The sequence below is a fragment of the Streptomyces sp. NPDC002676 genome, assembly GCF_053592455.1.
Genome location: NZ_JBSFVT010000055.1, coordinates 1 through 7,267, shown reverse-complemented (window position 1 = coordinate 7,267; position 7,267 = coordinate 1). Strand labels below are relative to the sequence as shown.

Genomic DNA, 7,267 nt, shown 5'->3' with positions numbered 1-7,267 from the left:
ATGTATCACGACCGGATCCAGACGGTCACCAGCGAGACAGGTGCGGAGACGACGGTCACCTACGACCGGCCCGACTGCTCCAGCGCTCCGGCCAGTGATCCCAACGACCCGACGGATGCGGCGGCCAAGAGCTTTGCTTCCACCAACACCCTGTCCTGTTTCCCGGTGTACTGGACGCCGACCGGGCAGCCGGCGCCGTGGATGGACTGGTTCTACAAGTACAAGGTCAGCTCGGTCGTCACGACGGACCCGCACAACTCCTACCAGGACGGCACACAGCCGGAGCTGGAGACGGACTACGCCTACAAGGGCAACCCGGGCTGGCACTACGACGACAACGAGGTCGTCAAGGCCAAGAACCGCACCTGGGGCCAGTTCCGCGGTTACCCGGAGGTGGACACCACCACTGGTGACCCGAACGTCTTCCACTACACCAACGGCGCCCAGGTCCACGACCAGAAGACGCTGACGAAGACGTACTACTTCCTGGGCATGAACGGTGACACCCTGCCCGGCGGCAAGACCCGCTCGGTGCCGTCGCTGACCAGCCAGGACGGCGCGACCTCGGTCGCCGACGACGACGCGCTGGCCGGCCAGGTCTTCGAGACCGACACCTACACCTCCTCCGGCGGCAGCCTCAACAAGGCTGTGGTCGACGTTCCCACGGTCATCGGCCCCACCGCCACCCGCAACCGCAGCGGTATGCAGGACCTGACGGCGCAGATGGTCCGCAGCGCCAAGACGCTGACCCGCGAGGCCGTGTCGTACGGCTGGCGCAAGACCGAGACCGACACCTTCTACGAGACGACGCTGGGCAAGCCGACCACCGGTCTGCCGGTGCAGGTCGACGACCGCGGTGAGACCGCTGACAGCAACAACGTCGCCAAGTGCACCTACACCCGCTACCTGTCCAACACCAGCCCGCTGTTGACCCTGACCGCCGAGACCATCACCACGGCCCAGGACTGCTCCACCGCCGGAGCGACCCCCAGCGGCACGCTGATCTCGGACAGCCGCACCTCCTACGACAACAAGGCCTTCGGCTACGACGGAGACGGCCGGCAGAACCCCGCCCTGCCCACGCACGGTGACGCCACCCTGGTGCAGGCCGCGTCGGCGGCGTCCGGCGCGACAGCGACCTCGTTCATCGACCAGGCCGCCAGCAGCTACGACAGCTACGGCCGCGTCACCAAGGCGACCCGTACGCCCAACTCCACGTCTCCTGACGGCAAGAGCCTGTCCCAGTCCGTCTTCACCTCCTACACCCCGACGAGCGGTGAGCTGCCCACCGGCATGACGACCATCACCCAGGTCACCCCGGGTACGGACTGCTCCGCGGTCACGGTGTCCTCCAAGGACTGCCAGCTCGCCACCCAGACCCAGGACCCGGCCCGTGTCCAGCCCACCGCCAAGACCGATGCGGCGGGTCTGCTCACCTCGCTCACCTACGACGCCCTCGGCCGCCTGACGGCCGCCTGGCTGCCCAATGAGATCAAGGCCAACGGCGCACCGGCCAACATGACCTTCAGCTACAGCCTGTCCCAGACGGCGCCCACGGTCGTGACCTCCAGCACGCTGCTGGACAACGGCAGCTACAAGGTCAGCGAGACGCTGCAAGACGCCATGCTGCGCACCCTGCAGACGCAGGCCACCGCCGAGAACGGCACGACGACGGTCTCGGACACGCAGTACGACTCGCACGGCTGGACGGTCGCCACCAACAACGCCTACAACATCTCGGGCAACCCCGGAGCCAAGCTGGTCTCGGTCTCCCAGGTGTCCATCCCGGACACCACCGTCACCGACCACGACGGAATGGGGCGCGCGGATCTGGTCACCGAGGAGCACGCCGGGGTCAAGACCTGGGCCACCACCACCGCCTACGCCGGTGACAGGACCACCGTCCTGCCGCCCAAGGGCGGGGTGCCCACCACCACGATCTCCGACGCCCGCGGCCAGACCACGGAATTCGACCAGTACACCGCGCCGCCCACCATGAGTGGCTCGGTCACGGCAGGCTTCACCGCCACCGGCGGCACCACCTCGCCCACCACCTACACCTACTTCCCCAACGGGAAGCAGCACCAGGTCACCGGCCCGGACAAGACCGTGTGGTCGTTCGGCTACGACCTGCTCGGCCGCAAGACCTCCCAGACCGACCCCGACACGGGCGGCAGCAGCTACGGCTTCGACGACGCCGGCAACCTGACGTCCACCACGGACGCCAAGAAGGTCGAGGTCGACTACACCTACGACCTGCTCGGCCGAAAGCTCACCGCGACGGACAAGGCCAACGCGGGCTTCCAGTTCGCCTCCTGGACCTACGACACGCTGCGCATCGGCAAGCCGACCAGCTCCACGCGCTACGTCCCGGGCGTGACCGGCGGGTACACGACCGCCACGACCGGCTACACCAGCCTTGGCAAGCCCACCGGTACCAAGATCACCCTGCCGGCGTCGGAGGCGCCGCTTCCGTCGACGTACACCACGACCTTCACGTACACGACGAACACCCAGACACTCGCCACGCAGAGCGACCCGCGCACCCAGGGCCTGCTGAACGAGGTCATCACCTACAGTCACGATGCTCTGGGCGCTCCGGTCAAGACGAGCAGCAGCATCAACACTTACGTCGGGGACACGGTCCTCACGAACTACGGTGAGCCGTCGCAGGTCACCATGGGTGCTTCGACCAATCCGGCCTGGGTCACCTACAGCTACGACGACCAGACCCGTCGGCTGACCGACCGTCTGATCAGCCGTACGCAGGCGCCCGGACCGACGGTCGACGACACCAAGTACACCTACGACGCCTCGGGCAACCCGACGTCCACGACCGACCAGCAGTCGGAGACCGGTAACACCGTCACCGACCAGCAGTGCTACAGCTACGACACGCTGAACCGGCTCACGGACGCCTGGACGGCCAACGACAACTGCTCCGCCAACCCGCCGACCACCGGGACCCTGACCACCGGGGCCGGTTCGTACTGGCAGTCCTTCGGCTACGACTCCATCGGCAACCGCAAGCAGAGCGTCGACCATGCCATCGGCGGCTCCGGTACGACGACCACCACCGGCTACACCGACGGCTGCACCACGGGCTGCACCCCCACGGGCAAGCAGCCGCACACCCTGACCGCCACCACGGGAGGCACCAACCCGACGAAGTTCGGCTACGACGAGGACGGCAACCTGCACACCCGGACCCCCACCAGCGGCCCCGGACAGACCCTGACCTGGGACGACGAGGGTCATCTGGCGCAGGTGGACATCGGCGGCTCCAGCCCGACGACGACCAAGTACCTCTACGACGCGGACGGCAACCAGCTGATCCGCCGCGACCCCGGGCAGACCACGCTCTTCGCCGGTGACACCGAGATCGTCGTCAACACCAGTGTCACCCCGAACGTGCTGCTCGGTGCCGTGCGTACCTACGTCCACGGCGGTGGAGACGGGGTTCCGATGGCGGTCCGCTCCAGCCTGGCCGGCGGTGGACTGAAGTACCTCTTCAGTGACCCGCACGGCACGGCGAACCTGTCCATGGACGCCACCACCCAGCAGGTCGCCCGGCAGCAGTACACGCCCTTCGGGCAGCAACGCTCCAGCGCCAACACCACGGCCTGGCCCGATCCCACCCACTCCTTCCTCGGCAAGCCCCAGGACACGAGCACCGGTTACACCGACGTCGGCGCCCGCAAGTACGACCCCTCCCTGGGCAGCTTCATCAGCGCCGACCCCGTGTTCGAGGCCAACAGCCCGCAGGAACTGGGCGGCTATGCCTACGCAGGCGACAATCCCCTCACCAACAGCGACCCCACGGGTCTCCGACTGGTCTGCGGCCGCGAATACGGCCCTGACGCACCAGCCTGCCCCACGCACGGCAGCGTTGGCGGTGGCGGTGGCGGTGGCGATGACGCACCGCCGACCGTGGACGACATGATGGACGAAGTCCTGAACGCCGGCTTCGGGGCGACGCCCGATGGGTCGGTCCGCGGGAGGTTCAATGTCGGGAAAGGCAAGAACCGAGGCATCATCCGCATGACCTTCTTCATCCACACGAAGCTGGCGGCGCTCCACATGCTGCTCGGCGACAACCGTGAGGCATCCATAGACCCGGACCTGCCGTACCGGATGTCGCTCGTGTGGAACACCGAACTGGGCGAGTGCACCTTTACGATCACCGCGTCCCACACCAAGCCTTCGAAGCATCTGGTGGCAGATGGGGTCAGCCTCCTCGCCCGCACCCACATGGTCGACGATCCGAGCAAGACGATCCATGCCAACCCGCTGAAGATCGAGGGATGGCCGGGTGACACCTGGGGCGGCGACAATGTCGTGGACATCAACACCCTCGGGCACAAGTCGACTTCCGACCAGCTCGACATCGGCGTGCACGGCGTCAACAGCCTGCTGAACTTCTTCGCGGTGGACAACAACATCAAGATCAAGGCGACGCAGACCTCCGTCACCGTGAGCCGGCAGGGAGACGCCTATCCTGATATGGAAGTGGTCCAGTACCGGACCAACCAGGCGCCGCGCGTGATCGCTACGGATCGCATGGCGAGCGGGACCGGCATGGACTCGGCCCCCTGGTGGGGTAAGAAGATCAACAAGACCTGGACGGACGGTAAATGCGTGATGGGATGCTGATGCAAGACACGCAATCCTCGGCCGGCCCCGGCGTGCGCCGGGTGCTGGAGCGGATGGGGCGATGCATCCTGACGTATGTGGCCCTGCATGTCGTGACGTGGGTGGTCATCGCCCTCGTCACGCCCTGGGAGGACTCGTTCGCCCAGGTCATGCAGCTCGGCTTCGGCATGCTGGCCATCATCGGCACACCGACGCTGCTCCTCGCTCTCCTGGCGGGGCTGAATCACAGGCAGATGGACGTCACCACGTTCCGGACGGCGCTCGCCTTCCCGATGGCGCTTTTCGCGCTGCCTCTCGCGGGGGCGAGTGCGGCCGAGCCGCTGGTGTTCCAGCTCCTGTGTCAGATCGCGTTCGCCGCGTACCTGATGCCCGCACCGCTCGTTCCGGAGAACTGGACGGCGCGACCGCAGTAGCCCGGTCGGTCTGAGGACTGACGGCCGATGCCCCGGTGGAGAAATCCGCCGGGGCATCGGCCGTGTGATCACCAACTGGCCGACACGAGACCGTTTTTGATCGTTGCGCGTCAACTTGCCCTGTGAAGAAGGTGAGTTCTTTGTGATTCCTCTGGAAAGACTTTGCCGAGGCTGTCGAACCGAAGCCCTACGGTGATCCCCGCGGGGGGCTAGATCGACTCGTGCTCCCTCTTCTTGACGTGCAATCAAAGTCCCCCGTGCCTGGGCGACTTGGGTACTTCTTGATTTGTGGAGGGGGTCGCACGCATGGTGCGAAGAACGGGGTGGAGACGCAGACCGGGGGTTTTGCGCTCCCGATATCTACGTCGCCGTACGGCGCTCGCGGCGGCCGGTGCCCTGGTGCTCACGGGACTGCTTCCCGCCCAGCTGGCATCAGCGGCCTCTGCGCCGAAGCGCCATGTGTCGGCTCCGGCCGTTCCGCATGACAAGCACATCCCGTTCACCCGCGCCACCCCTCACAAGGGCGCCGCGCACAAGGGGTTCAAGCACTACGACCCCACGGCGCACGTGAAGCTGCCCGCGCCGGGCAGTGCCGAGGTCACCCTGCCCGTCGCCGCCGCCTCCACGCGTCTGTCCGCCAAGGCGACGCAGATGCGGGTCGGCAGCACCCCCGTCCTGCTCGGCGCCGCCCCTGCCGCACGGCCCCAGGCGAGTGCCGTCACCGGGTCACAGCGCGTGCGGGTGACGGTGCTGGACCAGAAGACCGCGCGGGCCCTCGGTGTCCACGGTGTGCTCTTCACGCTGCAGCGCACCAGCCCGGGAGGCGGCAAGGTCGCCGTACGGGTGGACGACTCGTCGTTCCGCTACGCCTTCGGTGGTGACTTCGCCGCGCGTCTGCACCTGGTCCAGCTGCCCCAATGCGCCCTGCACACACCGAAGTCGGCGAAGTGCCAGGTGCAGACGCCGGTGCGCACCGCCGCCGGTGCGGCGCTGTCCGCCCAGGTCTCCGTGCCGGGGATCCCCGCGGCCCCGGCCGGCGCGGCCTCTCCTCGCTCGGCGGCTGCCGCCTCCGGCTCCATGCTTGTCATGGCTGCAACAGCCGGGACTTCCGGCTCGTCCGGTGACTACGCGGCGACCAGCCTGTCGCCGGGCGGCTCCTGGTCGGCCTCCGGCAACACCGGGGCGTTCACGTACTCGTACCCGATCACGGTCCCCGCGGCGATCGGCGGCTCGGCCCCGAAGGTGGACCTGTCGTACGACTCCTCCAGCCAGGACGCGCGGACGGAGGGAACGAACAACCAGTCCTCGTGGCTGGGCGATGGCTGGTCCTCGACGGAGAGCTTCGTCGAGCGCACCTACAAGCCGTGCAGCGACGACTCCTCCTCGAACGCGCCCAAGAACGACGGGGACCAGTGCTGGGCGGGGCAGATCCTGACCCTGTCGCTGAACGGCAAGTCCACGCAGATCGTCTACGACGACACCACCAAGACCTTCCACCCGGCCCAGGACGACGGCACCACGAAGATCGAGGACGTCACCGGATCGGCCACCAACGGCACCGACAACAAGGAGTACTTCAAGGTCACTCAGGGTGGCGTGCAGTACTTCTTCGGTTACAACCGGCTGCCGGGCTGGTCCAGCGGCAAGGACGAGACGAATTCGGTGTGGACCATGCCGGTCTACCACGCGCACGACGGGTTCTCGGCGTGTCCGGACAGCACGGACTTCGCCGCCACCTCCTGCACGCTGGGGTACCGGTTCAACCTGGACTACGCCGTCGACCTGCACGGCAACGCCACCGCCTGGTACTACACGCCGGAGACGGGCTACTACGGCGCGGACCTGAAGGACACCGCGGTCGCGTACACCCGCGGCGGCACCCTCTCGCGCATCGACTACGGCATGACGTCCTCGACCATCTACTCCGGGACCGCGCCGGAGCAGATCCTCTTCGACACCGCCGAGCGGTGCATCGCGGGCACTCCAGCGGGGAACACGTGTGCGGACAGCCAGTTCACCGCGGCGAACGCGGCGTACTGGCCGGATGTGCCGATCGACCTGAACTGCACGTCCGGGTCGACGAACTGCACCAACCATGCGCCGAGTTTCTGGTCGCGTAAGCGCCTGACGTCGATCACCACGCAGATCCAGAGCGGTGGGGCGACGAAGCAGGTCGACAAGTACAGCTTCACCCAGTCCTT

Annotated in this window: 2 protein-coding genes and 1 pseudogene; all 3 read left to right on the top strand. The window is 67.2% G+C overall.

What is annotated here, in order from left to right; all coding sequences use genetic code 11:
- A partial coding sequence (locus ACWD3E_RS42940) for an RHS repeat domain-containing protein (protein WP_451392890.1) occupies positions 1 to 4,653 on the top strand: 4,653 nt, incomplete at its 5' end.
- Entirely contained in the window at positions 4,635 to 5,066 is a 432-nt protein-coding gene (locus ACWD3E_RS42935; RefSeq protein ID WP_451392889.1) for a hypothetical protein, read from the top strand. The genes ACWD3E_RS42940 and ACWD3E_RS42935, both read left to right, overlap by 19 nt.
- A gap of 345 nt (positions 5,067 to 5,411) precedes the next feature.
- A pseudogene (locus ACWD3E_RS42930) lies at positions 5,412 to 7,267 on the top strand (hypothetical protein); the annotation flags it as partial.

Excerpts from the sequence above, each read along its gene's own strand:
- ACWD3E_RS42935 (WP_451392889.1), top strand. The coding sequence starts at position 4,635 with ATGCGTGATGGGATGCTGATGCAAGACACGCAATCCTCGGCCGGCCCC.